The organism is Variovorax sp. GW821-FHT06D12 (genome assembly GCF_059419205.1).
In genome coordinates, this window is record NZ_JBWKRI010000002.1 from 154,576 (window position 1) to 177,024 (window position 22,449).

General features: G+C 69.2%; 24 protein-coding genes. 18 read left to right on the forward strand and 6 right to left on the reverse strand.

Translation table 11 applies throughout. The features are described 5' to 3' along the window. Window positions 1–68 precede the first annotated feature (68 nt). From AC07SQ_RS07125 to AC07SQ_RS07135, 3 genes are all read left to right on the forward strand, one after another. Window positions 69–434: a nuclear transport factor 2 family protein gene (locus AC07SQ_RS07125; RefSeq protein WP_070062203.1), complete on the forward strand. Its 366-nt coding sequence runs from the start codon at window positions 69–71 to the stop codon at window positions 432–434. Between the two features lie 110 nt (window positions 435–544). Further along, window positions 545–835 carry a DUF2277 domain-containing protein gene (locus tag AC07SQ_RS07130; RefSeq protein ID WP_070062202.1) on the forward strand — a complete coding sequence of 97 codons (291 nt, stop codon included), beginning with the start codon at window positions 545–547 and terminating at the stop codon, window positions 833–835. Between the two features lie 70 nt (window positions 836–905). Then, complete coding sequence (locus AC07SQ_RS07135; protein WP_495273503.1) at window positions 906–1,532, forward strand: LysE family translocator; 627 nt, start codon at window positions 906–908, stop codon at window positions 1,530–1,532. 83 nt (window positions 1,533–1,615) lie between these two features. On the opposite strand, the gene AC07SQ_RS07140 is transcribed toward AC07SQ_RS07135, so the two are convergent. After that, window positions 1,616–1,822 carry a hypothetical protein gene (locus AC07SQ_RS07140; protein ID WP_062474353.1) on the reverse strand — a complete coding sequence of 69 codons (207 nt, stop codon included), beginning with the start codon at window positions 1,820–1,822 and terminating at the stop codon, window positions 1,616–1,618. A 183-nt stretch (window positions 1,823–2,005) separates the two neighbouring features. Between AC07SQ_RS07140 and AC07SQ_RS07145 the strand changes: the two genes are divergently transcribed. The 7 genes from AC07SQ_RS07145 (at window position 2,006) to AC07SQ_RS07175 (ending at window position 11,258) form a co-directional block, all read left to right on the forward strand. Then, on the forward strand, window positions 2,006–2,452 hold the full coding sequence (locus tag AC07SQ_RS07145; RefSeq protein WP_095746499.1) for a helix-turn-helix transcriptional regulator: 447 nt from the start codon (window positions 2,006–2,008) through the stop codon (window positions 2,450–2,452). Window positions 2,453–2,483: 31 nt separating this feature from the next. Further along, window positions 2,484–2,894, forward strand: a complete 411-nt coding sequence (locus AC07SQ_RS07150) for a VOC family protein (protein ID WP_495273504.1) — start codon at window positions 2,484–2,486, stop codon at window positions 2,892–2,894. Window positions 2,895–2,981: 87 nt separating this feature from the next. Then, window positions 2,982–5,375, forward strand: coding sequence for an ATP-binding cassette domain-containing protein (locus AC07SQ_RS07155; RefSeq protein ID WP_495273505.1), 2,394 nt, complete (start codon window positions 2,982–2,984; stop codon window positions 5,373–5,375). A gap of 85 nt (window positions 5,376–5,460) precedes the next feature. Beyond that, on the forward strand, window positions 5,461–7,692 hold the full coding sequence (gene pbpC / locus AC07SQ_RS07160; RefSeq protein WP_495273506.1) for a penicillin-binding protein 1C: 2,232 nt from the start codon (window positions 5,461–5,463) through the stop codon (window positions 7,690–7,692). Further along, window positions 7,689–9,152 (forward strand): TPM domain-containing protein, encoded by a 1,464-nt coding sequence (locus tag AC07SQ_RS07165; protein WP_495273507.1) that lies wholly within the window; start codon window positions 7,689–7,691, stop codon window positions 9,150–9,152. Before pbpC ends, AC07SQ_RS07165 begins: the two co-directional genes overlap by 4 nt. A gap of 112 nt (window positions 9,153–9,264) precedes the next feature. Beyond that, window positions 9,265–9,945: a FadR/GntR family transcriptional regulator gene (locus tag AC07SQ_RS07170; protein ID WP_095949614.1), complete on the forward strand. Its 681-nt coding sequence runs from the start codon at window positions 9,265–9,267 to the stop codon at window positions 9,943–9,945. Beyond that, window positions 9,942–11,258, forward strand: coding sequence for a CynX/NimT family MFS transporter (locus AC07SQ_RS07175; protein ID WP_495273508.1), 1,317 nt, complete (start codon window positions 9,942–9,944; stop codon window positions 11,256–11,258). Before AC07SQ_RS07170 ends, AC07SQ_RS07175 begins: the two co-directional genes overlap by 4 nt. 13 nt (window positions 11,259–11,271) lie before the next feature. Here AC07SQ_RS07175 and AC07SQ_RS07180 read toward each other — a convergent pair whose 3' ends face one another. Then, window positions 11,272–12,078 (reverse strand): hypothetical protein, encoded by an 807-nt coding sequence (locus AC07SQ_RS07180; RefSeq protein WP_495273509.1) that lies wholly within the window; start codon window positions 12,076–12,078, stop codon window positions 11,272–11,274. A gap of 167 nt (window positions 12,079–12,245) precedes the next feature. On the opposite strand from AC07SQ_RS07180, the gene AC07SQ_RS07185 reads away from it, so the two are divergent. The 4 genes from AC07SQ_RS07185 (at window position 12,246) to AC07SQ_RS07200 (ending at window position 16,538) form a co-directional block, all read left to right on the forward strand. Then, entirely contained in the window at window positions 12,246–14,480 is a 2,235-nt protein-coding gene (locus AC07SQ_RS07185; RefSeq protein ID WP_095949616.1) for an NADP-dependent isocitrate dehydrogenase, read from the forward strand. A gap of 153 nt (window positions 14,481–14,633) precedes the next feature. After that, window positions 14,634–14,996 carry a DUF1161 domain-containing protein gene (locus AC07SQ_RS07190; protein ID WP_495273510.1) on the forward strand — a complete coding sequence of 121 codons (363 nt, stop codon included), beginning with the start codon at window positions 14,634–14,636 and terminating at the stop codon, window positions 14,994–14,996. Between the two features lie 13 nt (window positions 14,997–15,009). Next, complete coding sequence (locus AC07SQ_RS07195; RefSeq protein WP_495273511.1) at window positions 15,010–15,612, forward strand: Pr6Pr family membrane protein; 603 nt, start codon at window positions 15,010–15,012, stop codon at window positions 15,610–15,612. A gap of 161 nt (window positions 15,613–15,773) precedes the next feature. After that, window positions 15,774–16,538, forward strand: coding sequence for an SDR family oxidoreductase (locus AC07SQ_RS07200; RefSeq protein ID WP_062478031.1), 765 nt, complete (start codon window positions 15,774–15,776; stop codon window positions 16,536–16,538). Between the two features lie 14 nt (window positions 16,539–16,552). Here the strand turns inward: AC07SQ_RS07200 and cynS are convergent, their stop codons facing one another. Together cynS and AC07SQ_RS07210 are read right to left on the reverse strand one after the other, a co-directional pair. Continuing rightward, window positions 16,553–16,996 carry a cyanase gene (gene cynS / locus AC07SQ_RS07205; protein ID WP_495273512.1) on the reverse strand — a complete coding sequence of 148 codons (444 nt, stop codon included), beginning with the start codon at window positions 16,994–16,996 and terminating at the stop codon, window positions 16,553–16,555. 73 nt (window positions 16,997–17,069) lie between these two features. Further along, the gene (locus AC07SQ_RS07210) at window positions 17,070–17,492 is read right to left on the reverse strand and encodes a nuclear transport factor 2 family protein (protein WP_492744179.1); all 423 of its coding nucleotides are present in this window, start codon (window positions 17,490–17,492) and stop codon (window positions 17,070–17,072) included. Window positions 17,493–17,580: 88 nt separating this feature from the next. Between AC07SQ_RS07210 and AC07SQ_RS07215 the strand changes: the two genes are divergently transcribed. The 3 genes from AC07SQ_RS07215 (at window position 17,581) to AC07SQ_RS07225 (ending at window position 20,381) form a co-directional block, all read left to right on the forward strand. Beyond that, window positions 17,581–18,162, forward strand: a complete 582-nt coding sequence (locus AC07SQ_RS07215) for a TetR/AcrR family transcriptional regulator (RefSeq protein WP_495268200.1) — start codon at window positions 17,581–17,583, stop codon at window positions 18,160–18,162. Between the two features lie 31 nt (window positions 18,163–18,193). Next, window positions 18,194–19,087 (forward strand): LysR substrate-binding domain-containing protein, encoded by an 894-nt coding sequence (locus AC07SQ_RS07220; RefSeq protein WP_070062186.1) that lies wholly within the window; start codon window positions 18,194–18,196, stop codon window positions 19,085–19,087. Between the two features lie 136 nt (window positions 19,088–19,223). Next, the gene (locus tag AC07SQ_RS07225) at window positions 19,224–20,381 is read left to right on the forward strand and encodes an alpha-hydroxy acid oxidase (RefSeq protein WP_369646042.1); all 1,158 of its coding nucleotides are present in this window, start codon (window positions 19,224–19,226) and stop codon (window positions 20,379–20,381) included. Between the two features lie 36 nt (window positions 20,382–20,417). Here AC07SQ_RS07225 and AC07SQ_RS07230 read toward each other — a convergent pair whose 3' ends face one another. Beyond that, window positions 20,418–20,858 carry a hypothetical protein gene (locus AC07SQ_RS07230; protein WP_070062185.1) on the reverse strand — a complete coding sequence of 147 codons (441 nt, stop codon included), beginning with the start codon at window positions 20,856–20,858 and terminating at the stop codon, window positions 20,418–20,420. A 229-nt stretch (window positions 20,859–21,087) separates the two neighbouring features. On the opposite strand from AC07SQ_RS07230, the gene AC07SQ_RS07235 reads away from it, so the two are divergent. After that, complete coding sequence (locus tag AC07SQ_RS07235; RefSeq protein ID WP_495273513.1) at window positions 21,088–21,300, forward strand: hypothetical protein; 213 nt, start codon at window positions 21,088–21,090, stop codon at window positions 21,298–21,300. A 159-nt stretch (window positions 21,301–21,459) separates the two neighbouring features. On the opposite strand, the gene AC07SQ_RS07240 is transcribed toward AC07SQ_RS07235, so the two are convergent. Further along, the gene (locus AC07SQ_RS07240) at window positions 21,460–22,434 is read right to left on the reverse strand and encodes a tripartite tricarboxylate transporter substrate-binding protein (RefSeq protein WP_495273514.1); all 975 of its coding nucleotides are present in this window, start codon (window positions 22,432–22,434) and stop codon (window positions 21,460–21,462) included. Window positions 22,435–22,449 lie beyond the last annotated feature (15 nt).

Below are 22,449 nucleotides of genomic sequence, written 5' to 3' on the forward strand. Positions count from 1 at the left end.
TCGACGACGCACGGTGCGCGGGCCTACACTGCGCCTCCCGTCATCCCCCCAACTCACTGGAGAAACGCATGAACACCCAGGAAATCGCCGCCAAGCTCGTGGCGCTGTGCAAAGCAGGGACATTCGATGAAGCCCAGGCGCTCTACGCGCCGGAGGCCGTCAGCGTCGAGGCCAGCGCGCCGCCCGGCATGTCGCGCGAGTCGGTGGGCCTGTCGGCCATCCGCGCCAAGGGCGAATGGTGGGTCGCCAACCACGAGGTGCATTCGTTCCAGGTGGCCGGCCCCTGGCCGCACGACGACCGTTTCATCGTCGGCTTTCGCTTCGACGTGACCATGAAGCCCACGGGCCAGCGCTTCACGATGGAAGAGATGGCGCTGTACACCGTCAAGGACGGCAAGATCGTGCGCGAAGAGTTCTTCTACGAAGGCAGCTGAACGGGGGGGCCGGGCCTCCAGCAGGCCTTCCCCGGCGGGTGCGCAAGAAAACGCGATTTCGCTAGACTGGCCGCGCGGCCCTTGCGCCGCGCCTGACCGGAGCATTCGCCATGTGCCGCAGCATCAAGACCCTCTACAACTTCGAGCCCCCTGCCACCGAGCAGGAGATCCGCGCCGCCGCCCTGCAGTTCGTGCGCAAGCTCAGCGGCTTCAGCGTGCCCTCGCGCGCCAACGAGCAGGCGTTCGAGCGTGCCGTCGACGAGGTGGCCGCCACGGCCGCGCGGCTGATCGAATCGCTGGTGACCACGGCCGAGCCGCGTGACCGGGCCATCGAGGCCGAGCGTGCCAAGGCGCGGTCCGCGCTGCGTTTCGGCGCACCTGCTTCGACCTCGGACGCATGAAAAAGACTTCGTTCCCGCGCTGAACGGCGCGCCGCCCTTCCCTCTATCCTTCCCTCTTTCAGGAACACCCATGCCCATCGAACTCTGGCTCGCCTTCGTCGCCACTTCGGCGCTGCTGTTGATCATTCCGGGGCCGACCATCCTCACGGTGATCAGCTATTCGATGTCGCACGGCCGCCGCGCCAACGTGCCGTTGGTGGCCGCCGTGGCGCTGGGTGATTCGACCGCGCTGGTGGTGTCGCTGCTGGGCCTGGGCGCGCTGCTGGCCGCGTCGGCGTTCTGGTTCACGGTGGTGAAGTGGGTCGGCGGCCTGTACCTGCTGTACCTGGGCATCAAGCTGCTGCGCGCGGGCATCTCGTCCACCGAGATCGCCGCGCCGGTCGCACCGGCCTCGCGCTGGCGCCTGTTCGCCAACACCTACCTGGTGACGGCCCTGAACCCCAAGGGCATCGTGTTCTTCGTGGCCTTCCTGCCGCAGTTCATCCGCCCGGGCGCCGACGTGTCGCACCAGCTGTGGGTGCTGGCCCTGACCTTCGTGGCGCTGGCCACGCTCAACGCCACGCTCTATGCGGTGTTCGCGAGTTCGGCCGGCCGGCTGCTCGCCTCGCCGCGCGCGCAGCGGCGCTTCCACCTCGCTGGTGGCTCGCTGCTGAGCGCGGCCGGCCTGTGGGCGCTGATGGCGCGCCGCACCACCTGAGCACATCCACACGCGCACAAGAAAAAAGACCGCGGGGCTGCGCGCCTCGCGGTCTTTTTCTTTGGGGGCCTTCGGCCCCGGTGTCAGTAGCGGTAGGGGTTGTTCGGCCGGCGGTCGTAGCGATTGGGCACGCCGTCGTTGTCGCGGTCACGGTCGTAGCGGTTGGGCACGCCGTCGCGGTCGCGGTCGTAGCCGTGGCCGCGCGGGGGCGGGCCCCGGTCGTAGGGTGCGACCACGCAACCGGCCAGGATGGCCGAGGCGGCCAGCAGAAGCGCGAGTGTTTTCGTCATGCGGAGTTCTCCTTGGGTGGGGCTGTACGGTCGGGCCCGCCTCCTGCGAGCCCGTACCGTATTGAAGCCCCGCCGCGTGCGCATCGGGTGTCCAGATGCAGGCGCTTGTGTGAAGTTCGTTACCGGATGTGGAACCTTTGCCTGCGCTTGAGCACGTCGTAGCGACGTGGCACGATCCCGCCGATGACCGCCACGCAGCCCCAGCCCTCTCTGCCCGACCTCGCACGGCTGCGCCGCGTGCGCGACCGCATCGACCGCGAGCACGCGCAGCCGCTGGACGTGGAAGCGCTCGCGCGCGACGCGAACATGTCGGCCGGCCACCTCAGCCGTCAGTTCCGCCTGGCCTATGGCGAGTCGCCCTACGCCTACCTGATGACGCGGCGCATCGAGCGCGCGATGGCGCTGCTGCGCCGCGGCGACCTGAGCGTGACCGAGGTCTGCTTCGAGGTCGGCTGCGCCTCGCTGGGCACCTTCACCACACGCTTCACCGAGCTGGTGGGCGTGTCGCCCGGCGTCTACCGGCGCGAGGCGGCGCAGGCGACGGCGGGCATGCCGGCGTGCGTCGCCAAACAAGTGACGCGCCCGATCAGGAATCGAGAAGCGCGAAACCCCGAGTCGCACCTAGCATGACGGCCCGTACACACTTCGGACCCTCGTCACCATGAACCTCAGCATCCACTCGAGCTTTCTTCCGCACACCGACCCGCAGGCCTCGCTGGCCTTCTACCGCGACACCCTCGGCTTCGAGGTGCGCAACGACGTCGCCTACGGCGGCATGCACTGGATCACGGTCGGCCCGGCCGGCCAGCCCGCCACCTCCATCGTGCTGTACCCGCCGGCCGCCACGCCCGGGCTCACCGACGACGAACGCCGCACCATCGCCGAGATGATGGCCAAGGGCACCTTCGCCTCGCTGCTGCTGGCCACGCCCGACCTGGCCGGCACCTTCGAGCGGCTGCAGGGCCGCAACACCGAGATCGTGCAAGAGCCCACCGATCAGCCCTATGGCGTGCGCGACTGCGCGGTGCGCGACCCGGCGGGCAACCTGATCCGCATCAAGCAGACGCGCTGAGCCGGCCCGCCGGCGCCGCAGCCCCCTGACCTCCTGCACGGGCGCCGCCGCCGCGGCGGCCCCGTGTCCCTTCCAGAGAAACACCCGATGAGCAGCAAGGCCCCGAAGAAGGAAGCGAAAAACACGCAGAACAGGCACGCCGCCGACCACCACGACCTCATCCGCGTGCAGGGCGCGCGCGTGAACAACCTGAAGGACATCAGCGTCGAGCTGCCCAAGCGCCGGCTCACGGTGTTCACGGGCGTCTCGGGCTCGGGCAAGAGCTCGCTGGTGTTCGGCACCATCGCGGCCGAGTCGCAACGGCTCATCAACGAGACCTACAGCGCCTTCGTGCAGGGCTTCATGCCGACGCTGGCGCGGCCCGAGGTCGACGTGCTCGACGGCCTCACCACCGCGATCATCGTGGACCAGGAACGCATGGGCGGCGACCCGCGCTCCACCGTCGGCACCGCCACCGACGCCAACGCGATGCTGCGCATTCTCTTCAGCCGCCTGGGCAAGCCGCACATCGGCTCGCCCAGCGCCTTCGCGTTCAACGTGCCTTCGGTGAAGGCCACCGGCGCCATCACGGTGGAGCGCGGCGCCAGCAAGACGGTGAAGCAGACCTTCAGCCGCACCGGCGGCATGTGCCCGCGCTGCGAAGGCCGGGGCGCGGTCACCGACTTCGACCTGAGCGCCTTCTACGACGACAGCAAGTCGCTCAATGAAGGCGCGCTCACCATCCCGGGCTTCAGCATGGAAGGCTGGTACGGCCGCATCTTCAACGGCTGCGGCTTCTTCGACCCCGACAAGCCGATCCGCAAGTTCACCAAGAAGGAGCTCGACACCCTGCTCCACAAGGAGCCGACCAAGATCAAGATCGACGGCATCAACCTCACCTACCAGGGCCTCATTCCGCAGGTGCAGAAGTCGTTCCTGGCCAAGGACGTGGAGGCGATGCAGCCGCACATCCGCGCCTTCGTGGAACGCGCCGTGACCTTCACCACCTGCCCCGAATGCGAAGGCACGCGGCTGAGCGAAGCGGCGCGTTCGTCGCGCATCAAGAAGCTCAACATCGCCGAGGCCTGCGCGATGCAGATCAGCGACCTCGCCGCGTGGGTCGGCGGCCTGAACGAGCCCTCGGTGGCGCCGCTGCTGGCCAAGCTGGCGCACACGCTCGATTCCTTCGTCGAAATCGGCCTCGGCTACCTCAGCCTGGACCGCCCCTCGGGCACGCTCTCGGGCGGCGAGGCGCAGCGCGTGAAGATGATCCGCCACCTCGGCTCCTCGCTCACCGACGTGACCTACGTCTTCGACGAGCCGACCATCGGCCTGCACCCGCACGACATCCAGCGCATGAACGAGCTGCTGCTGCGCCTGCGCGACAAGGGCAACACGGTGCTGGTGGTGGAACACAAGCCCGAGGCCATCGCCATCGCCGACCACGTCGTCGACCTCGGCCCGGGCGCGGGATCGGCGGGCGGCACGGTCTGCTTCGAGGGCAGCGTGGAAGCGCTGCGCACCAGCGGCACGCTCACGGGCCGGCACCTGGACGACCGGGCTGCGCTCAAGAAGAAGCTGCGCCAACCCACCGGCGCGCTGCCGATCCGCGGCGCCAAGGCGCACAACCTGCGCAATGTCGATGTCGACATTCCGCTCGGTGTGCTGGTGGTCGTGACCGGCGTGGCGGGCTCGGGCAAGAGTTCGCTGGTGCACGGATCGATTCCCGCCGGCACGGGCGTGGTGGCGGTCGATCAGGGCGCGATCCGCGGCTCGCGGCGCAGCAACCCGGCCACCTACACCGGCCTGCTCGACCCGATCCGCAACGCCTTCGCCAAGGCCAACGGTGTGAAGCCGGCCCTGTTCAGTGCCAACTCCGAGGGTGCCTGCCCCACCTGCAACGGCGCGGGCGTGATCTACACCGACCTGGCGATGATGGCCGGCGTGGCCACCATTTGCGAAGAGTGCGAGGGCAAGCGCTTCCACGCCTCGGTGCTCGAGCACCGCTTCGGTGGGCGCGACATCAGCGAGGTGCTCGCGATGCCGGTGACCGAGGCCACGGCCTTCTTCGGCGAGGGCCCGGCGCGCACGCCGGCCGCGCACGCCATCCTGCAACGGCTGGCCGACGTGGGCCTGGGCTACCTGAGCCTGGGCCAGCCGCTCACCACGCTGTCGGGCGGCGAGCGCCAGCGGCTCAAGCTGGCCACGCACATGGCCGAGAAAGGCGGCGTGTACGTGCTCGACGAGCCGACCACCGGCCTGCACCTGGCCGACGTGGCGCAGCTGCTGGCCCTGCTCGACCGGCTGGTGGATGCGGGCAAGTCGGTCATCGTCATCGAGCATCACCAGGCGGTGATGGCGCACGCCGACTGGATCATCGACCTGGGCCCCGGCGCCGGCCACGACGGCGGGCGCGTGGTCTTCGAGGGCACGCCGGCCGACCTGGTCGCCAAGCGCGCCACGCTCACCGGCCAGCACCTCGCGGCGTACGTTGGCACCTGACGACGCTGCGGGCGAGCCCCGCAAGGCATGGCGGAGAATGGGCCGTCTCCGCTTTGCCTGCCGCCCCGCGGCCCCGTCTGCTGCGATGCCTCTTGCGTTCTCGTTTTCTTCCACCGCCCGGCACACCCTGGTCGTGGTCCTGCTGACGGCAGCCGCTGCACCCTCCGCCTGGGCGCTGGCCAGCTTCGAGGAGGTGAAGCGCGACTTCCGCTCCTCCGAAACTGCCGTGCTCGACCGCCAGGGCGAGCTGCTGCAGCGCGTGCGCACCGACCCCACGGTGCGGCGCGGCCAGTGGACCGCGCTGGCCGACGTGTCGCCCGCGCTGCGCGCGGCCATGGTGCTGAGCGAGGACAAGCGCTTCTACGAACACAGCGGCGTCGACTGGCGCGCCGCCTCGGCCGCCGCCTGGGGCAACCTGTGGAACACGCGCACGCGCGGCGCCTCGACCATCACCATGCAGCTGGCGGGCCTGCTCGACGACGACCTGCGCCGCGCGGCGGGCGGGCGCAGCTTCACGCAGAAGATCGGCCAGACCGTGGCCGCCACGCAGCTGGAGCGCCGCTGGCGCAAGGACCAGATCCTCGAGGCCTACCTGAACACGGTGCCCTTCCGCGGCGAGATCGTCGGCATCGACGCGCTCTCGCGCACGCTCTTCAGCAAGGCCCCGAGCGGGCTCGACGCGCGCGAAGCCGCCGTGGCCGCCGCGCTGGTGCGCGCGCCCAACGCCCGCCCCGCCCTGGTGGCGCAGCGCGCCTGCGAGGTGCTGCGCGTGATGGAGCCCGGCGCCAAGACCGACTGCGAGGCGCTCGACATGTTCACCAGCGCCGTGGTGCAGCGGCGTGCGTTCGAGCCCAACGAAGGCATCGCGCCGCATGCCGCGCGGCGGGTGCTGCGTGAACTGCGCGATGCGGGGAACGACAAGTCCACCGCGCCCACGAGCGTGCGCACCACCCTGCGCGCGCCGCTGCAGCGCTACGCGCTCGACAGCCTGCAGCGCCACCTGCGCGAGCTGCGCGACCGCCACGTGGAAGACGGCGCGCTCGTGGTGCTCGACAACGCGAGCGGCGAGGTGCTGGCCTGGGTCGGCTCCTCGGGCCCGCTGAGCCAGGCCGCCGAGGTCGACGGCGTGACCGCGCTGCGCCAGCCCGGCTCCACGCTCAAGCCGCTGCTGTACGCGCAGGCCCTGGCCGAGAAGCGCATCACGGCGGCCTCGCTGATCGAGGATTCGTCGGCGCAGATCAGCACCGCCAGCGGCCTCTACATTCCGCAGAACTACGACCGCCGCTTCAAGGGCCCGGTGTCGGCGCGCACCGCGCTGGCCGCCTCGCTCAACGTGCCGGCCGTGCGCACGCTGGTGATGGTGTCACCCGAAGCCTTTGCGCGCGAGCTGCGCGCCGCCGGCCTGCCGCTGCGCGAGAGCGGCGACTACTACGGCTACAGCCTGGCACTCGGCAGCGCCGAGGTGTCGCTGCTGTCGCTGGCCAATGCCTACCGCATGATGGCCAACGGCGGGCGCTTCGGCGCGACCACGCTCACACCGCGCCCACCCGCCCCGGCCGGCAAGCAGAAGCCTGCCGAAGCCGTGCCGCTGCTCGACCCGCGCGCCGCCTTCATCGTCAGCGACATCCTTTCCGACCCGAACGCGCGCACGCGCACCTTCGGCCTGGACAGCATCCTCTCGACCCGCTTCTGGACCGCCGTGAAGACCGGCACCAGCAAGGACATGCGCGACAACTGGGCCGTGGGCTGGTCGCAGCGCTACACGGTCGGCGTGTGGGTCGGCAACGCCAGCGGCGCCTCGATGTGGGACGTGAGCGGCACCAGCGGCGCCGCGCCCGTGTGGGCCGAGGTGATGCGCTTCCTGCACGCGCGCGAACCCAGCCGCGCGCCCGCGCCGCCCGCCGGGCTGGTCGAGGCGCGCGTGAGCTTCGGCCCGGGCGCCGACGGCAGCCCACTCGAAGCGGCGCGCAGCGAATGGTTCTTGCAGGGCACCGAGCAGCCGCTGTTCGCGCTCGACACCGGCATGGCGAGCGACGCCGCCTCGGCGCGCATCACGGCGCCGTCCGACGGCACGATCCTGGCGCTCGACCCGGACATTCCGCCGCAGCGCCAGCGCGTGCGCTTCGAATCCGAAGGGCGCGGCGTGCAGTGGCGCATCGACGGCAAGTTCCACGCGCGCGGCAACAGCGCGCAGTGGCTGCCGTGGCCGGGCCGGCACCTGATCGAGCTGGTGGACGCCAGCGGCAAGGTGGTCGACCAGCGCCGGGTGGAGGTGCGCGGCGCGGGCGTGGTGGCGGCCAAGGGCGCGCGCCGATGAACGCGCCGGTGCGCGTGTCGCTGTCGATGCCTCGCTGGCTGTCGCTGTGCCTGGGCCTGCTGCTGGTGCTGTGCCTGGCCGGCCCGCGCGCCGCGCAGGCCAAGCCCGTGCCTGTGCCGCCGATGAGCTCGCGCGTGGTCGACCTCGCGCAGGCGCTGCCGGCCGGCGAGGCCGAGGCGCTGCGCGCGCAGATCGCCGACATCCAGAGCCGCACCCAGGCCCAGCTCGCGGTGCTCATCGTGCCGACCACGGGCGAGGACACCATCGAGAGCTACGCCACGCGCGTGTTCGCGAAGTGGCGGCTGGGCCGCAGCGACGCCGACGACGGCATCCTGCTGCTCGTGGCGCAGAAAGACCGCCGCATGCGCATCGAGGTCGGCACCGGGCTCGAAGGCACGGTGACCGACATCCAGGCGGCCCGCATCATCGACCGCGAGATGGTGCCGCGCTTTCGCGAGGGCGACTTCGCCGGCGGCGTGCAGGCAGCCGTGGGCGCGCTCGCGCGGCTGCTCGACGGCGAGGTGGGCGTTGTCGCGCCCGAGTCGCAGCAGATCGTCGTGGACCACGCCGCCGCACCCGACGACGAGAAGGTCACCAGCCTGACGCGCGGCGGCCACGTCACGCCCGAAGGCTGGGGCCTGCTGGGCGTGGTGCTGTGGGGCCTGGGCCTGGGCATCTACCACGGCCGCGGCGTCCCGCGCGACGCGTCGCGCGGCAGCTCGGCCTCGCGGCGTGCCGAGGAGAAAAAACGCAAGGGCCAACGCAAGGGCAGCGCGCGCCCCGAACCCTGGGCCGACGCCCTGGCGGCAATGAAGCCCGAACCGGCGCGTGCGCGCCCTGCCCCACGCGACCTGCGCCTGGTGCTCGGCCTGCTCGGGGCTGGCCCGCTGGCGGCCGGCGCGGCGCTGCTGAACCCGGCCATCGCGCTGGTGCTGGCGATGCCGGCGATCTTCGGCTACGGCCTGGGCTTTCTCTGCGGCATGTCGCGCACAGCCGCCATCTTCATGGGCGGCTTCGTGCTCGTGATCGCGTCGCTGGTCGCCATTGCGTGGACGGTCGGCGCCGACCGCTTCTGGTGGGGCTTTTTGTGGGCGCTGTGCATCGGCGGCGTGACGCTGTTCGCGGTGATCATCGTGCGCTGCATGGTCAACACCTTCCAGCGCAGCGTGGTCAGCTTCCTCGTGCGCCTGGCCATCGTGGCGGGCATCTGCGGCTACGTGTTCCACATCACCTCGCCCGGCCCGGTGCCGGACACCTCGTGGATTCCCATTGCGCTGGCGGCGTTCTTCTCGATGCTGATCGGCTTCCTGCCGCCCGGCGTCTGGGAATCGGGCAGCAGCGACGACGATGGGGACAGCGGCTGGAGCAGCAGTTCCTCGTCCTCTTCCTCGTCGTCGTCTTCGTCCTCCTCGGACAGCGGCGGTTCGAGCAGCGGCGGCGGCGCCTCGGGCAGCTGGTAAAGCGGGCGGCCGGACACCCGCCGCGCCGCCTTCATGCCCCTCCCGCCGACCGCGTCTTTTTGACAATGGTTAAATTCATCCAATCATTGAATGAATAAGCCACCCTGATCCCATGCTCGTCCAACCGCCCCGCACCTCCCTGGCCGACGCCGCCGCGAACAGCATCCGCACCGAAATTGCGGCGGGCCGCTGGCCCATCGGCTCGCGCATTCCGATCGAGCCCCAGCTGGCGCAGCTGCTGGGCGTGAGCCGCGGCACGGTGCGCGAGGCGGTGAAGACGCTGGTCTCGCGCGGCCTGCTCGAGGTGCGGCAGGGTTCCGGCACCTACGTGCGCTCGGGCTTCGACCCCTCGGCCAGCCTGCAGAAGCTGCGCCTGGCCAGCCTGCGCGACCAGTTCGAGGTGCGCCGCGCGCTCGAGGTCGAGGCCGCCCGGCTCGCCGCCGTACGCCACACCGCGAAAGACCTGCGCCGGCTGAACGCCCTGCTCGACAAGCGCGGCCAGCCCGACCTGGCCGACGGCGGCGCGGCCTTCATCGAGCGCGACCTGGCCTTCCACCTGGCCATCGTCGACGTGTCGGGCAACCTGGCGCTGGTCGAAACCTGCCGCTTCATCACCGGCTACATCAAGGAAACCATCGCCAGCACGCTGAGCGCCAGCCTGCCCGAGCCCGACGAGGCGGCGCACCGCGCCATCGTCGAAGGCATTGCCAGCCGCGACCCCGAGCGCGCCGCCGCCGCCGTGCGCGAGCTGATGGCGCCGACGCTCAACGCGCTCGCACTGGGCACGGCATGAACTCCATGACCTTGCCCACGGGTGCTGCTGCGCGCACCCAGGCGGCGCCATCGGGCGCCGAAGAACTGCTGATCGACGCCGAAGTCGACAGCCTGCCCGCGCCGCGCCCCACGCCCACCCCCAGCCGGGGCCGCCGGCTGCTGCTGGGCCTGACGGTGGTGCTCATCGCCTTCAACCTGCGGCCGGTGTTCGCCAGCCTGTCGGTGGTGCTGCCGGAAATCATCCGCGCCACCGGCCTGTCGGCCACCGCCGCCAGCCTGCTGACCACGCTGCCGATTGTCTGCCTGGGCGTGTTCGCGCCGCTGGCGCCCTGGCTCGGGCGCCGCTTCGGCACCGAACGCACGCTGCTGGGCTGCATGGTGCTGATCGGCGTGGGCACGGTGCTGCGCGGCACCGGCAACATCCCGCTGCTGTTCCTGGCCTCGGCCATCGCGGGCAGCGGCATCGCGGTGTCGAACGTGCTGCTCTCGGGCCTGGTGAAGCGCGACTTCGCCAAGCAGGCCGCGCTGATGATGGGCCTGTACACCATGGCCGTGTGCGGCGGTGCCGCCAGCGCCGCGGGCCTCACGGTGCCGCTGGAGCACGCGCTGGGCGGCGGCTGGACGCTGGCGCTCGCCATGTGGGCCGTGCCGGCCGCGCTGGTCACGTTCATCTGGGCACCGCAGGCGCTGCCGCTCAAGCCGGTGGCCAGCGAGTCGGGCTTCACCGTGCGCGGCCTGTGGCGCGACCGGCTGGCCTGGCAGGTGACCTTCTTCATGGGGCTGCAGTCGGCCCTGGCGTACATCGTGATGGGCTGGCTGGCGCCGATCCTGCGCGAGCGCGGGCTCAGCGGCGAAATGGCCGGCTACGTGGTGTCGCTGTCGGTCATGACGCAGGTCGTGACCTGCCTCGTGGTGCCGGCGCTGGCCGTGAAGCTGCGCAACCAGCGCGCGCTGGCGGTGGTGCTCTCGGCGATGACGGTGGCGGCCATGCTGGCCATGCTGTTCGCGCCGCTGGACGCCCCCGGCGGCATGTGGACCTGGGCCGTGGTGCTGGGTATTTCGCAGGGCGGCACCTTCGCGCTGGCGCTCACGATGATCGTGCTGCGCTCGCCCGATTCGCACATTGCCGCGCACCTGTCGGGCATGGCGCAGGGCGTGGGCTACATGGTGGCGGCCTTCGGCCCGCTGCTGGCCGGGCTGCTGCACGGCTGGACCGGCAGCTTCCACGCCTCGGCGTGGCTGTTCGTCGGCCTGGGCGTGGTGCTGGTCATGGCGGGGCTGGGCGCGGGGCGCACGCTGCACGTGGGCGCGGTGACGGTGCCGCGGCACTGATCCGCCGTTTTGCTTACTGCAGTCCGCCGTCGCAGGCGGTGGGTTTCCGGGCGCTGTCGTCGGTGAAGTCGACGCTGGTGCGCTTGTTGCCGGCCGGCCCCGTGTGCGCCGGCCATTCGCTCTGCAGCCAGGTGTAGCGCCACACATAGGGACCGCCGGCCTTCGCCGGCGCGTCGTAGGCGATGCGCAGGCTGCCGCGGCTTTCGTCGTGGCAGTGCTTCGAGGTCTTGTATTCCTTCTCGCTGAAGCAGGCGCGGATCGACCGCGAGCACCAGTACGGGATGCCCTCGCGCGCGGCCTTGGCGCGCTGCCCGGGCGGCGTGTCCAGCGGCACGAAGTCGGCCGTCACATAGGACGCGCCGCCGCCCGAATAGCTTTCCGATTCGTGCTGGGTCACGGCCACGGCCCAGCGGCCTTCGGCCAGCGGGTAGAGCACCGGCGCGAGGGCCAGGTGCAGCTCGGGGTCGGTGCTGGGGCGGTCGCGCTGCTGCGAGGCCACGTAGGTCGAGAAATCGTGCAGTTGCGCGAGCTGCCAGCCACCAGTGCCGGCGTCGCGCTTCAGGCGCGCCATGGCCAGGGGCTTTTCCGAGGTGAGCAGGTAGTCGTCGGGCGCGGCGCCGTCGCGCGGGCGGTGCAGCTTCAGCGCCTGCGCATCGCAGGGCTGCGGCAGCAAGGCGCACAGGTGGGCGCGCCACATGGCGTCGACGGCCTCGGGCGTCTTGACGGCCACGAAGACCTGCGCCGCGGGCGCAGCGAGCACGGGGCCGGCCGGCAGCGACGCGAGAAGACCGACGATCCCGGCAAGAGGCAGCTTTTTCATGGGGCGCAATGGTAGCCATCGCGGGAAGCCCTGGCAGAGGGGTCATCGGGGTTTCTCCGGCCGCGCCCCGGCCCGACCGGGCGACAATGGGGGGCTCCGGCGAAAGTCCATTTCGCCCAATGAAATTTCAGCCCTCTCGACAACCCAGAACCTACGGAAGCAAGCGCATGAGCACGAAGCAACCCACCATCGTCTACACCCTCACCGACGAGGCGCCCCTGCTGGCGACCTACGCCTTCCTGCCCATCGTGCGCGCCTTCACGGCTCCGGCCGGCATCAACGTGACGACGAGCGACATCTCGGTGGCCGCCCGCATCCTGGGCGAGTTCCCGGAGTTCCTGAGCGACGACCAGAAGGTGCCCGACAACCTGGCCGAACTGGGCAAGCTCACGCTCAAGCCCGAAGCCAACATCATCAAGCTGCCCAACATCAGCGCCTCGGTGTCGCAGCTCAAGTCGGCCATCAAGGAACTGCAGGGCAAGGGCTACAAGATCCCCGACTACCCGGAGAACCCGACCTCCGACGAGGACAAGGACATCCGCACGCGCTACAACAAGTGCACCGGCAGCGCCGTGAACCCCGTGCTGCGCGAAGGCAACTCCGACCGCCGCGCGCCCCGCGCCGTGAAGGAATACGCCCGCAAGAACCCGCACAGCATGGCCGAGTGGAGCCAGGCCTCGCGCTCGCACGTCTCGCACATGCACGGCGGCGACTTCTATCACGGCGAAAAGTCCATGACGCTGGACCGCGCCCGCAACGTCAAGATGGAACTGCTCACCAAGAGCGGCAAGACCATCGTGCTCAAGCCCAAGGTCGCCCTGCTCGACCGCGAAATCATCGACTCCATGTTCATGAGCAAGAAGGCCCTGCTGGCCTTCTATGAAAAGGAAATCGAAGACGCGCACAAGACCGGCGTGATGTTCTCGCTGCACGTGAAGGCCACGATGATGAAGGTCTCGCACCCCATCGTGTTCGGCCACTGCGTGAAGATCTTCTACAAGGAAGCCTTCGAGAAACACGGCAAGCTGTTCGACGAGCTGGGCATCAACGTCAACAACGGCATGGTCGACCTGTACAACAAGATCGCCACGCTGCCCCAGAGCACGCAGGACGAGATCAAGCGCGACCTGCACGCCTGCCACGAAGGCCGCCCCGAGCTGGCCATGGTCGACTCGGCCAAGGGCATCACCAACTTCCACTCGCCCAACGACGTGATCGTGGACGCCTCGATGCCCGCCATGATCCGCAACGGCGGCAAGATGTGGGGCGCCGACGGCCGCCTGAAGGACGTGAAGGCCGTGATGCCCGAATCGACCTTCGCCCGCATCTACCAGGAGATCATCAACTTCTGCAAGTGGCACGGCGCCTTCGACCCCAAGACCATGGGCACCGTGCCCAACGTCGGCCTCATGGCCCAGAAGGCCGAAGAGTACGGCTCGCACGACAAGACCTTCGAGATCCCCGAAGACGGCGTGGCCAACATCACCGACCTGGACACCGGCGAAGTGCTGATGAGCGAAGACGTGGAGAAGGGCGACATCTGGCGCATGTGCCAGGTCAAGGACGCCGCGATCCGCGACTGGGTGAAGCTGGCCGTGAACCGCGCGCGCAACTCCGGCATGCCGGTGGTGTTCTGGCTCGACGCCTACCGCCCGCACGAGGCGCAGCTGATCACCAAGGTCAAGATGTACCTGCACGAGCACGACACCACGGGCCTGGACATCCAGATCATGAGCCAGGTGCGCGCCATGCGCTACACGCTGGAGCGCGTCGTGCGCGGCCTGGACACCATCAGCGCCACCGGCAACATCCTGCGCGACTACCTCACCGACCTGTTCCCCATCATGGAACTGGGCACCTCGGCCAAGATGCTGTCGATCGTGCCGCTCATGGCCGGCGGCGGCATGTACGAGACCGGCGCGGGCGGCTCGGCCCCCAAGCACGTGCAGCAGCTGGTGGAAGAAAACCACCTGCGCTGGGACTCGCTCGGTGAATTCCTCGCGCTGGCCGTGAGCCTGGAAGACCTGGGCCTGAAGACCGGCAACGCGCAGGCCAAGATCCTGGCCAAGACGCTCGACGCCGCCACCGGCCAGCTGCTGGACAACAACAAGAACCCGTCGCCCAAGACCGGTCAGCTGGACAACCGCGGCAGCCAGTTCTACCTGGCCATGTACTGGGCCCAGGAACTCGCCGCGCAGACCGAGGACAAGGAGCTGCAGGCCAAGTTCAAGAAGCTGGCCGAGGCGCTCACCGCCAACGAGAAGAAGATCGTCGACGAACTCGCGGCCGTGCAGGGCAAGGCCGTGGACATCGGCGGCTACTACCTGGCCGACCCGAAGAAGTACGAAGCCGTGATGCGCCCGAGCGCCACGCTGAACGCGGTGCTGGCACCGGCGGTCTGATCCCGCTGCGTTGCGCCTCCCGGGCCTGACCAGGCCCGGAAGTGCCCACACCAACGGCCTGTCGCTCGCGCGGCGGGCCGTTGGTCTTTGTGCGCGACTAGACTCCGATTTCTCCCGCCCCCACTGCACGCAAGAAAGAAAGGCAGGCCCCTCATGAAACGCCATTGGCTTGCTGTTGCCGCCGCCGCCTGGCCCCTGCTCATGGCCGCCGGCAGCGCCCATGCCCAGAGCCCGAGCCAGAGCAACTGCGAAACGCTGCGCACCCAGATCGAGGCCAAGATCGCCGCCTCGGGCGTGATCAACTTCAGCGTCGTCACCGTCGATGCCGCCGCCACGGCGAGCGGCCAGGTGGTGGGCAGCTGCGAGCTGGGCACGAAGAAGATCGTCTACCAGCGCGAAGGCGGCGCGGCCTCGCCGGCCCCGAGCGCCACCTCGGCGCCCGCATCGCGCGGCGAGCCCATCCTCACCGAATGCAAGGACGGCTCGGTGTCCATGGGCGGCAGCTGCAGGCCCTGAGGACCGGCATCCCATGGCCTGGTCCGCCCTGCGCCTCTTCTTCGGCCTGCTGACCCTCGTGGCGATCGGCTGGCAGCTGGCGATCCATGTCCGCATGGGCTTCGACGTCGTCAACTTCTTCAGCTTCTTCACCAACCTCTCGAACCTGTTCGCGGCCATCGTGCTGGTTCTGGGGGCGCGCCGCCTCTGGCGGCCGGCGTCGACGGGACCCGACGAAGGGCTGCGCGCCCTGTCGGCCGTGAACATGGTGGTGGTCGGCATCGTCTTCTCGCTGCTGCTGCGCGACGTCGACCTCGGCGCGCTGCGGCCGTGGATCAACACGCTGCTGCACCACGTGATGCCCTGCGTCATGCTGCTCGACTGGCTGCTGCAGCCGCCGCGCACGCGCCTCGGCGGCCGGCAGCTGCTGTGGACGCTGGTCTTCCCGATGGCCTACCTGGTCTACACGCTGGTGCGCGGCAGCCGCACGGGCTGGTACCCCTACCCTTTCCTCAACCCCGCCAACGTGGGCGGCTACGGCGGCGTGGCCCTCTACGCAGCAGGCATCGCGCTGACCTTCGGGTTGACGGGATGGGGGCTGCTGGCGTTGGGGAACCGGCTGGGCCGGCGCGCCTGACGCGGCCCCGCGCACGACCCGCCTGTTTCTGCATTTCGCAGGATCAGGCAAAAACCTCGTTCGATCCGGATACCGCCTCCGGCCCCTTCGGCCCGAGACTCCTCTGCATGCCCGGCGCACCCTTCGCGCCGTGGCGCATCGACCCGCATGAGGAGTTTTGTATGAGTGCAATCCAGGACACAGTGGTTCTCGTCACCGGCGCCAGCAGCGGCATCGGCGAGGCGACGGCGCGGCGGCTCGCGCGGCGCGGCGCCCATGTGGTGCTCGGCGCGCGCCGCACCGAACGGCTCGCGGCGCTCGCTGCCGAGATCAATGCCACCGGCGGCTCGGCGAGCTTCCGGCGGCTGGACGTGACGCACCGGCCCGACATGGAGGCCTTTGCCGAGTTCGCCCTCGACACGCACGACCGCATCGACGTGCTGGTGAACGCCGCCGGCGTGATGCCGCTGTCGCCGCTGTGGCAGCGCAAGATCGAGGAGTGGGAGCTGATGATCGACGTCAACCTGCGCGGCATGCTGCTGGGCGTGGCGGCCGTGCTGCCCACGATGCAGGAGCAGGGCTGGGGCCACATCGTCAACGTCGCGCCGGTGGCCATGGGCGGCGCCACGCCCGACTCGGCCGTGTACCACGGCACGCAGTACGCGGTGCAGGCGATTTCCGAAGGACTGCGGCGGGAACACGCGGGGCGCGTGCACGTCTCGCTGGTGAGCCCCGACGTGGCCGAGGCCGCCGACCCGCTGGCCGAGCGCATCGCCGACAGCTACGCCTTCGAGCGCATGCGCACACGGCGGCGGCTGACGACGCCGGTCGACGGCGTGGCGCGTGCCATTGCGGGTGCGATCGAGGGCGCACGCTACGGCATGGCCGGCCCCGGCTGGCGTCCGGCCCCGACGCCGCGGCCGAAGCCGGCGGCACCGGTGTACTGACTGAGCGTCGAACGTCAGTAGCTCTTGTACGGCAGGAACTTGCCCGACAGCACCACGTTGACGCGGTCGCCCTTCGGGTCGGGCTGGCGCTGGATGTCCATGCTGAAGTCGATGGCACTCATGATGCCGTCGCCGAACTCTTCATGGATCAGCTCCTTGATGGTGGTGCCGTACACGCTCACCACCTCGTACCAGCGGTAGATCAGCGGGTCGGTCGGCACCGGCGTGGGCAGCGAGCCCTTGTAGGGCACGACCTGGAGCCACTTCTGCTCCTCGGGCGTGAGGCCGAAGATCTTGCCGATGGTCTTGGCCTGCTTGTCGTCGAGCGTCATCTGACCGAGGCAGGCGGCGGTGGTCCACTCTTTCGACAGGCCGACCTTCCTGGCCACATCGGACCACTGGATGCCCTTGGACACCTTCACGGTGATGATCTTCTCGGTGACGTCGTTGCGGTTCATGCGGCTTGGCTCCTGGGTATGAAGGGATGCGACAGGGCAAGCAACAGGCATGCCCGTTGTCGGCCCCTGCGCCTCAGCGCTCCCAGCGGAACTTGCGCTCCGACTCCGCAATGGGCTGGTCGTTGATGCTCGCGTAGCGCCTTTGCATCAACCCGTTCTGCGCAAACTCCCAGTTCTCGTTGCCATGGCTGCGAAACCACTGGCCCGCGGCGTCGTGCCATTCGTACTCGAAGCGCACCGCGATGCGGTTGTCCATGAAGGCCCACAGCTGCTTCTTCAGGCGGTAGTCGTGCTCGCGCTCCCACTTGCGCGACAGGAACGCCACCACCTGCGCGCGGCCGTTGACGAAGTCGGCGCGGTTGCGCCATTCGGTGTCGGGCGTGTAGGCCAGGCTCACGCGCGCGGGGTCGCGCGAGTTCCAGGCGTCTTCGGCGGCCTGGACTTTCTGGAGGGCGGATTCGAGGGTGAAGGGCGGCAGCGGCGGGCGGGATTCCATGGCGGTCTTTCAGTCAAAGAAATGAAGTGATGAAGGCCCGCAATGTGCCACGAGTAGACAGACCTGTCTACATGCCTACAATCGCCGCATGGACATCTCTGCACTGCCCGCGCGCGAGCGCATCCTGCTCACGGCGCACGAGCTCTTCTACGCCGACGGCATCCGCGCCACCGGCATCGACCGCGTGATCGCCGCGTCGGGCGTCACCAAGGTCACCTTCTACCGGCACTTCCCGTCGAAAGACGACCTGGTGCGTGCCTTTCTCGACCACCGGCACGGCGTGTGGATGGCCTGGTTCGTCGATGCGCTGGGCCGGCGCGACGCGCAGCAGCGCATCGCGCAGGGGCAGGCGCTGCCGGTGCTGGCCGACGTGATGGCCGAGTGGTTCGCCGACCCGCTGTTTCGGGGCTGTGCCTTCATCAACTCGGTGGTGGAAGTGGGGGCCAGCGTGGCCGGTGCCGCCGACATCGCGCGCGAGCACAAGCGCGAGATGGTCGAGGTGATCGCCGGCCTGCTGCCCGACGGCCCGCAGCGCATGGCCGTTGCACAGGCCGCCGCGCTCGGCGTCGACGGCGCCATCGTCAAGGCACAGATGGGCGATGCGGCGCTGGCGCACGAAGCGGTCGACGACCTGCGGCGGCTGCTCGATGCGCTGGTCGCCCTTCGATAACATCGCATCGCTCACTCCTTCCAAGAAACACATGGCATCGACGCGACTCCCCTCGACCCAGGGCCTGCAGGCCTTCGAGGCCGTCGCGCGGCTGCGCAGCGTGAACCTGGCGGCCGAGGAGCTCAGCGTGACGCCCAGCGCCGTGAGCCATCGCATCCGCCAGCTCGAGACGCAGCTCGAGCTCAAGCTCTTCACGGGCAACGACTTCGGCCTGAGCGCCGACGGCGTGGCCTACCTGGCGCGCGTGCGCGAGGCCATCGCGGCGCTGCAGCAGGTGCCGGGGCGCGAGCCCGCGTCGCAGGTGCGGCGGCTGCGCGTGGCGGTCACGCCCACCTTCTCGCGCCAGATGCTGCTGCCCCGGCTGGCCGAGTTCCGCGACGCCTACCCGACCATCGAGCTGATGCTGCAGGTGACCATGCCGGTGCGCAACTTCACGGCCGAAGACGCCGACATCGAGCTGCGCTTCGGCACCGGCCCGTTCCACGACCGCGAGTTCTGCCAGCTGCTCGCCGACGACGTCTCGCCGGTGTGCAGCCCGGCCTACCTGGAACGCCACGGGCCCTTCGAGCAGCACTTCTCGACCGACGCCGAGGTGGCGCGCGTGCAGATGCTGCGCACGCCGCTGGAGTCGTGGCGCATCTGGTTCAAGGCCTGCGGCATCGGCCTGCCCGAGCCGGCCGTGGGCCACCAGTTCAACGACCTGGGCCTGGCGCTCGATGCGGCCGCCGAAGACTTCGGCGTGGTGCTCATGCACCTGCGGCTGGGCCGCGCCTGGCTGGACAACGGCCGGCTGGTGCGCCTGTCGCCGCACAGCGCGCCTTCGCCCAACGCCTACTTCCTGTGCTGGCGCCCCGGCACCATGGAACGCTGGGAATGCGCCACCTTCGTCGAATGGCTGCGCCAGGCGCTGCGCGAGCCGGGCTGAATAATTTTCAGCCGGGGTGTGGGCTTTTTTCAGGTGGCCGGCGCGTTTCCCCTGCAGACTCGACCCCCGGCGCTGCCGTGGCCCGCACAGGCTGCAGCCCGCCTTGACCCCATAACACCAGCCTGGAGACTTCCCCTTGCCCGACCTTTCCAAGATCACCTGCATCGAAGACCTGCGGGCGATCGCCCAGCGGCGCGTGCCGAAGATGTTCTACGACTACGCCGACTCCGGCGCCTGGACCGAGGGCACCTACCGCGCCAACGAGAGCGACTTCCAGAAGATCAAGCTGCGCCAGCGCGTGGCCGTGAACATGGAAGGCCGCTCCACCCGCACCACCATGATCGGCCAGGAAGTGGCCATGCCCGTGGCCATCGCGCCCACGGGCCTGACCGGCATGCAGCACGCCGACGGCGAAATCCTGGGCGCGCGCGCGGCCAAGGCCTTCGGCATTCCGTTCACGCTCTCGACCATGAGCATCTGCTCGCTCGAAGACATCGCCGAGCACACCGACCGCCACCCCTTCTGGTTCCAGCTCTACGTGATGAAGGACCGCGACTTCATCGAACGCCTGATCGACCGCGCCAAGGCCGCCAACGTGTCGGCGCTGCAGCTCACGCTCGACCTGCAGATCCTCGGGCAGCGCCACAAGGACATCAAGAATGGCCTGTCGACGCCGCCCAAGCCCACCATCAAGAACCTCATCAACCTGGCGACCAAGCCGCGCTGGTGCATGGGCATGCTGGGCACCAAGCGCCGCACCTTCGGCAACATCGCCGGCCACGCCAAGGGCGTGAAAGACCTGTCGTCGCTGTCGTCGTGGACCGCCGAGCAGTTCGACCCGGCCCTGAGCTGGGCGGACGTCGAATGGATCAAGAAGCGCTGGGGCGGCAAGCTGATCCTCAAGGGCATCATGGACGAAGAAGACGCACGCCTGGCTGTGGCCAGTGGCGCCGACGCACTCATCGTGTCGAACCACGGCGGCCGCCAGCTCGATGGCGCGCCCTCCTCCATCGCCGCGCTGCCGGCCATCGCCGATGCCGTGGGCAGCCAGATCGAAGTGTGGATGGACGGCGGCGTGCGCAGCGGCCAGGACGTGCTCAAGGCCCGCGCCCTGGGCGCGCGCGGCACGCTGATCGGGCGCAGCTTCCTGTACGGCCTGGGCGCCTACGGCCAGGAAGGCGTGACGCGCGCGCTGCAGATCATCCACAAGGAACTGGACATCACGATGGCCTTCTGCGGTCGCACGCAGATCGACGATGTGAAGTCGGACATCCTGTTGCCGGGCACGTTCTGACGCGGTCTGGCAGGGCCACGCCCGACGGTTACCCGCTCACTTCGTGAACCGTCGGAACGGCGCGCTCAACAGGCAGCCCAGCCAGAGCGTCGCCAGCCCGTCCGATGCCTCGTCGTGCCAGCCGCTCTTGTCGTTCCAGAGCAGCATCCTGTCATCGATGCTCACGCTCCACCTGGCATCCGGCAGCACTTCGCGGCGAATCCGGTTGAGGCAGGCCACCCAGTGGCTGGCCCCCTTGTGCATGGCGAACGCCTTGTTGTCGGGGAGTTTCGTGGCGCCTTCCAGTACCTTTCCCCCGGTGAGTCCGGACGCCTCGTAGAGCGTGAAGGTCTCCCAGTTGAGGCCCTTACCTGAATGCGCATGGCGGTCGGCTTCGTCGACTTTGTCGAAGGCAGCCACGATCGCGTCCAGGCGCTGCGCTTCCTCGCGGGTCAGGGGACTGTCTCGTCTTGCGTCGTAGTAGATGCTGAAGCTCATGGAGCCGATTTCTGATGAACAGGATCGACGAGGGTAATGGCTCTGAGCTGCGCCCTGGTGCATTCGATGCGGTGGGGCTAACTCGTTCACGATCGGTTTGCGATTGCCACGGCAAGCAAACTACTTGCGTCACGGTCATTGCTGATTCCAGCGCGACCTGCTGCATGTGCATGAGACAGCTCTCCCTAAGATTTTGAGGAGGCCACAACGGTCCAACAGGGAGAGAAAAATGACAGTACAGAACTCACGCAGCACCGCGCGACGCGATTCGATGAATGCCGGCCTACGGCTGGTGCTGAGCGTGCTGACGTGGGTCGTTTCGATCCCGGTCCTCAATGTCCTGCTCACCGGCCTGGCGCGACGCCAGGTCCTGACATTGACAGGAACCGGTGTAGCCCTCGTCGCCAGCGCCCTGCTCTTGTGGGCAGGGTTGATCTACTGATGGCAGGTTCCAGCCACCCCCAGCATCGCAAGACGCGTGACGTACTTCATTGCCTACGTCGCCGTCATGGCACTGCTGGGGCTGATCGGCGTGTGGGCCGCCTTCTGGGCCACCGTTGCCATCCACGGGCTCTGAGCGCGATGCGCGCGGCCGACAAGCTCAGTCCGCGTACACCCCCGCCGCCTTGATGATCGGGCTCCACTTCGCGATCTCCGCCGCCACGAACTTCTTGTGGCCCTCGGGCTCGATGCGCCCGTCGGTGGCGACCACGGCGCCGAGCGCTTCCTCGCGCTTGATGAAGTCGGCATCTTTCAGTGCCGCCTTCAGCGCATCGCTGATCTTCTTGAGCACCGGCGCGGGCGTGCCCTTGGGCGCGTACAGGCCGTGCCAGATCGTCACCTGGAAGTTCTTCAGGCCGGCCTCGTCGAGTGTGGGCAGGTCTTTCAAGAGCGGCGTGGTCAGGCGCTTGGGCGTGGTCACTGCATAGGCCTTGACCTTCTTCGCTTCGATCTGCGGCGAGGTGTTGGTGCTCTGGTCGCACAGCAGGTCGATCTGGCCGCCGATCAGGTCGGTGATGGCGGGTGCCGTGCCCTTGTAGGGCACGGGCGTCATCTCGGTCTTGGTAGCGCTCTGGTAGAGCAAACCGCACAGGTGCGAGGCCGAGCCGATGCCCGCGTTGCCCAAGTTGATCTTGCCCTTGTTGGCGGCGATCCAGGTGGTCAGTTCCTTGTAGTTGGTGGCCGGCAGGCTGGGCTTGGCGATGAGCGTCATGGGCACGTCGTTGACGATGCCCAGGTACTCGAAGTCGGTCTCGACCTTGAACGGCACGTTGCGCACCAGCGTCGGCACGGTCGCCATCGCGATGTGGTTGAGCAGCAGCGTGTAGCCGTCGGGGTTGGCGCGCGCGACCTTGGCCGCGCCGATGGAGCTGCCCGCGCCGGGCACGTTGTCGATGATGACGCTGGCGCCGCCCAGCGGCTTGCGCAGCGCCTCGGCGAGGTCGCGCGCGACACGGTCGGTCGGGCCGCCGGCCGCGAAGGGCACGACGATGGTCACGGGCTTGCCCGCGGGAAAGTCTTGCGCGTGGGCGCACACGGCAAGGGCCACGGCCGCGAGGGCGAACAGTTGTTTCATGGAAGTCTCCGTCAA

Coding starts and splice junctions, on each gene's coding strand:
- AC07SQ_RS07170 (WP_095949614.1), top strand. CDS start 9,265: ATGCTCGTCCAACCGCCCCGCACCTCCCTGGCCGACGCCGCCGCGAAC.
- AC07SQ_RS07230 (WP_070062185.1), bottom strand. CDS start 20,858: ATGAGCTTCAGCATCTACTACGACGCAAGACGAGACAGTCCCCTGACC.
- AC07SQ_RS07210 (WP_492744179.1), bottom strand. CDS start 17,492: ATGGAATCCCGCCCGCCGCTGCCGCCCTTCACCCTCGAATCCGCCCTC.
- AC07SQ_RS07190 (WP_495273510.1), top strand. CDS start 14,634: ATGAAACGCCATTGGCTTGCTGTTGCCGCCGCCGCCTGGCCCCTGCTC.
- AC07SQ_RS07175 (WP_495273508.1), top strand. CDS start 9,942: ATGAACTCCATGACCTTGCCCACGGGTGCTGCTGCGCGCACCCAGGCG.
- AC07SQ_RS07240 (WP_495273514.1), bottom strand. CDS start 22,434: ATGAAACAACTGTTCGCCCTCGCGGCCGTGGCCCTTGCCGTGTGCGCC.
- AC07SQ_RS07145 (WP_095746499.1), top strand. CDS start 2,006: ATGACCGCCACGCAGCCCCAGCCCTCTCTGCCCGACCTCGCACGGCTG.
- AC07SQ_RS07195 (WP_495273511.1), top strand. CDS start 15,010: ATGGCCTGGTCCGCCCTGCGCCTCTTCTTCGGCCTGCTGACCCTCGTG.
- AC07SQ_RS07215 (WP_495268200.1), top strand. CDS start 17,581: ATGGACATCTCTGCACTGCCCGCGCGCGAGCGCATCCTGCTCACGGCG.
- AC07SQ_RS07140 (WP_062474353.1), bottom strand. CDS start 1,822: ATGACGAAAACACTCGCGCTTCTGCTGGCCGCCTCGGCCATCCTGGCC.
- AC07SQ_RS07235 (WP_495273513.1), top strand. CDS start 21,088: ATGACAGTACAGAACTCACGCAGCACCGCGCGACGCGATTCGATGAAT.
- AC07SQ_RS07150 (WP_495273504.1), top strand. CDS start 2,484: ATGAACCTCAGCATCCACTCGAGCTTTCTTCCGCACACCGACCCGCAG.
- AC07SQ_RS07155 (WP_495273505.1), top strand. CDS start 2,982: ATGAGCAGCAAGGCCCCGAAGAAGGAAGCGAAAAACACGCAGAACAGG.
- cynS (WP_495273512.1), bottom strand. CDS start 16,996: ATGAACCGCAACGACGTCACCGAGAAGATCATCACCGTGAAGGTGTCC.
- AC07SQ_RS07165 (WP_495273507.1), top strand. CDS start 7,689: ATGAACGCGCCGGTGCGCGTGTCGCTGTCGATGCCTCGCTGGCTGTCG.
- AC07SQ_RS07135 (WP_495273503.1), top strand. CDS start 906: ATGCCCATCGAACTCTGGCTCGCCTTCGTCGCCACTTCGGCGCTGCTG.
- AC07SQ_RS07200 (WP_062478031.1), top strand. CDS start 15,774: ATGAGTGCAATCCAGGACACAGTGGTTCTCGTCACCGGCGCCAGCAGC.
- AC07SQ_RS07185 (WP_095949616.1), top strand. CDS start 12,246: ATGAGCACGAAGCAACCCACCATCGTCTACACCCTCACCGACGAGGCG.
- AC07SQ_RS07125 (WP_070062203.1), top strand. CDS start 69: ATGAACACCCAGGAAATCGCCGCCAAGCTCGTGGCGCTGTGCAAAGCA.
- pbpC (WP_495273506.1), top strand. CDS start 5,461: ATGCCTCTTGCGTTCTCGTTTTCTTCCACCGCCCGGCACACCCTGGTC.
- AC07SQ_RS07180 (WP_495273509.1), bottom strand. CDS start 12,078: ATGAAAAAGCTGCCTCTTGCCGGGATCGTCGGTCTTCTCGCGTCGCTG.
- AC07SQ_RS07130 (WP_070062202.1), top strand. CDS start 545: ATGTGCCGCAGCATCAAGACCCTCTACAACTTCGAGCCCCCTGCCACC.
- AC07SQ_RS07220 (WP_070062186.1), top strand. CDS start 18,194: ATGGCATCGACGCGACTCCCCTCGACCCAGGGCCTGCAGGCCTTCGAG.